The sequence below is a fragment of the Spirulina subsalsa FACHB-351 genome (assembly GCF_026130165.1).
Classification (GTDB): Bacteria; Cyanobacteriota; Cyanobacteriia; order Cyanobacteriales; family Spirulinaceae; genus Spirulina_A; species Spirulina_A subsalsa_A.
Genome location: NZ_JAIHOM010000232.1, coordinates 1 through 2,627, shown reverse-complemented (window position 1 = coordinate 2,627; position 2,627 = coordinate 1). Strand labels below are relative to the sequence as shown.

The 2,627-nt window shown below is 52.0% G+C and carries 1 protein-coding gene and 3 pseudogenes; 1 reads left to right on the top strand and 3 read right to left on the bottom strand.

The window, feature by feature from the left end; genetic code table 11:
- Positions 1–117, bottom strand: a pseudogene (locus tag K4A83_RS23820) (RNA-guided endonuclease InsQ/TnpB family protein); the annotation flags it as partial.
- Positions 118–182: 65 nt separating this feature from the next.
- Between K4A83_RS23820 and K4A83_RS23815 the strand changes: the two are divergent.
- A pseudogene (locus tag K4A83_RS23815) lies at positions 183–287 on the top strand (transposase); the annotation flags it as partial.
- Here K4A83_RS23815 and K4A83_RS23810 read toward each other — a convergent pair.
- Positions 285–431, bottom strand: a pseudogene (locus K4A83_RS23810) (chromate transporter); the annotation flags it as partial. The pseudogenes K4A83_RS23815 and K4A83_RS23810 sit on opposite strands and share 3 nt — an antisense overlap.
- Positions 432–540: 109 nt before the next feature.
- A complete protein-coding gene (locus tag K4A83_RS22495) occupies positions 541–2,583 on the bottom strand; it encodes a cation:proton antiporter domain-containing protein (protein WP_265266956.1) in 2,043 nt (680 codons plus the stop codon).
- Positions 2,584–2,627 lie beyond the last annotated feature (44 nt).

Genomic DNA, 2,627 nt, shown 5'->3' with positions numbered 1-2,627 from the left:
GGAATCCATCCAGAGTCTAAGACATTTATTCCGAATGAACTGTCCTATTCTAATAGCTTCTAGGATAGCGACTTGTTGTTTTGGTTTAGCTTTAACCTTAAACTCCATGACTCGCATTGACTCGACCTCTCAATGTGTTATATTATCATTATATCATCTCACCGTACAATCTGCCAATAGCTATGGAAGCCAATTACTCTAAGACCCGCAGGGCTACGTTTAATCTTACTGTTCATATTGTGTTGGTGACTAAATATCGGAGAAAAGTATTCCAGAAAGAACATTTGGCGACGTTCTACTATTTCTTGGTCGATCATAGCAATATGAGCCGCCGGACCGCCAAAGGCAATAGTTCCTAAACGGAGAAAGATGAGGGCTAAATCTTTTAAGGGGGCTTTTACCGGCTGAGAGATTTTGCTTGAATCGGTCATGATTACGGTCGCTATATTTACATCTTTTTGAGGTAGAGTTATTCAGTAAGCCCCTAAGTACCGCAGGGCATTCGGGAACTTGGTTCTAAAAAGTGATTAAACGGGGAGTTTAAGACTCGCGACGGGTTAAATTTTGGCGGTTGCGGCGGGCGATTTGTTGACGCAGGAGGACGGCTAAAGGAGAGCGTAGGATGCCTTCTTGTTCCAGTAAGTAGAGGGTTTCTAGTTCGCTCAGACGGGTGACGCGCTCGATGAGGGATTGTTGACGCTGCCGGGCGAGGTGGGGGGTGTATTTGGCGACGGTTTCCAGTTGTTGGGTAGCGATGACGCTATCTTCTTGATAGGTGTTGGCACAGCGTTCTACTAGGTCGGCGCGCAGGTCGGTTTCAGCTTGGAGTTGGCGCAGGGTTTGGGCGATTTGGGCGCAAACATGGGCGATCGCAAGGTCGGCCTCATATTTGGCATCAGCGACCGTTTGACGGTGGTTTTGGAGCAGTTGGGGGCGGAAAATAAGCCATCCCAACACCCGGTACAGCCACCTTTGCCAAGGGGTTTCGCTGGGGCGGACGGAGAAGAAGGGAGGGGGGATAAATCCGGCCTGGATGGCATCGTGTTTCAGCAAAATTCGCAGTTCTAGTTTATCGAGGGCGAATTCCGAGAGTAACCCCCCTTCATAGAGTTGTTGATACCCAGCCCGTTCGAGGGTGAGGGTGTAGAGCCAAAGGGTTTCAGGGATTTGCAGGACATGACGGCGATCGCCCCACAAACTCTCTAACGCCTGAGATCCTTGATACACCCCCTCATTGTAGTTTTGGGTAAAGTGTTGAATCACCGCCGGATCTAGGGCGGAAATTTGCTTAAGCAGAGGAATTTGATTCAGGGCAGCCCGTTGACTGGTCAGCAAGGCTTGAGCTTTTTCCACTTGCTTCAGTAAACGAGGGGATTGTAGCTCCTGTTGCCGAATCACCCAACCTAGAAGCGGGGGAAAGAGCAGAAACCGAACTAAACTCACCCCAATCAAGAGAAGCAGAATCACATCACGCTGTTCTAAGGTGGGGGGAAGATTGAGGGCGAGTAAGAAACCCACGGAACTCGGGAGTCCCGTTGTAATCAGTAGCGTTTGTTGAGGAAAGGCGATCGCACTTAAATCCCGAATCTTATTCAACCCCGCGAAAAACCCCCACAACAGCAAAGGACGAAGCAACAAAGTTAACACCACCGCGCCCCCCCCTACCCAGAGCAACATCAGGTCAGCCCCCCCAGACCATCCCTGAACCACCCGCCACCCCAGCACCAACGTCACCCCAGCCCGAGCCAAATTCCCCCCATAGTCCCAGAGACTGTGTAAATAGGCCCGATGGGAGGGCGCGAGATTGTGGGCTAATCCCTGTTGGGTGACTAACCCCGCACTAACCACCCCTAAAGCCCCCGCCCCCGTTCCCCCCAATTCCCAGAGGGTATATCCCCCATAAACCAGAAACAGAGACAACAGGGCCATTGTCCAAGGTTGCTCCTTAGTCCATAACAACAGCACCGTCAGCAACACCCCCCCCAAACTGCCCCCAGCAATGCCCAACACCAGCACTTGACCCAACCCCATCCATTCCGCCCCCGTCAAAGCCTCAAAACCCTCCCCCCTCAACAGCAAAGGCAACAACAGAATCAGAGTGAGTTGATTATATAACCCTTCCCCCTGAGCCACCGTCTGGACTTGGTGCGGCGTATCCAGACGTTTTAACCGCTCTAAGAGTCCCGTCGGGTCCGTGGCTGTTACCAGTCCCCCTAAAACCAGAGCAGGGGTCAAATTTAACCCCGTCAACTGTGCCAAAATGACCCCAAACAGGCAGGTTGAGAGGAGAAAACCTAAAATCGCCCAGATTAGGGTCGGAAAGCGATATTGGCGAAAAAACGAGGCATTGAGCGTAAAAGCTCCTTGAAATAATAAGGCAGGTAAACAGAGCCAGAGTAGGAGATGGGGGGTAAATCCGGGGGGAATTGGTCCAGGGGTAAGCATCCCTAACCCCAATCCAACCGCCAAAAACAGCACCCGAAACCCCAAGGGCAACCATCGGCAGACCATAGCCACGACCGTCGCGAGGAGGAGCAAACCAAGCCAGAGCAGGGGAGGAGTCAACAGGGTAGACACATTCATAGGGCTTACTGAATCAGTCGGGGAGCGGGGGAGAGGGGGAGCAG

Excerpts from the sequence above, each read along its gene's own strand:
- K4A83_RS22495 (WP_265266956.1), bottom strand. The coding sequence starts at position 2,583 with ATGAATGTGTCTACCCTGTTGACTCCTCCCCTGCTCTGGCTTGGTTTG.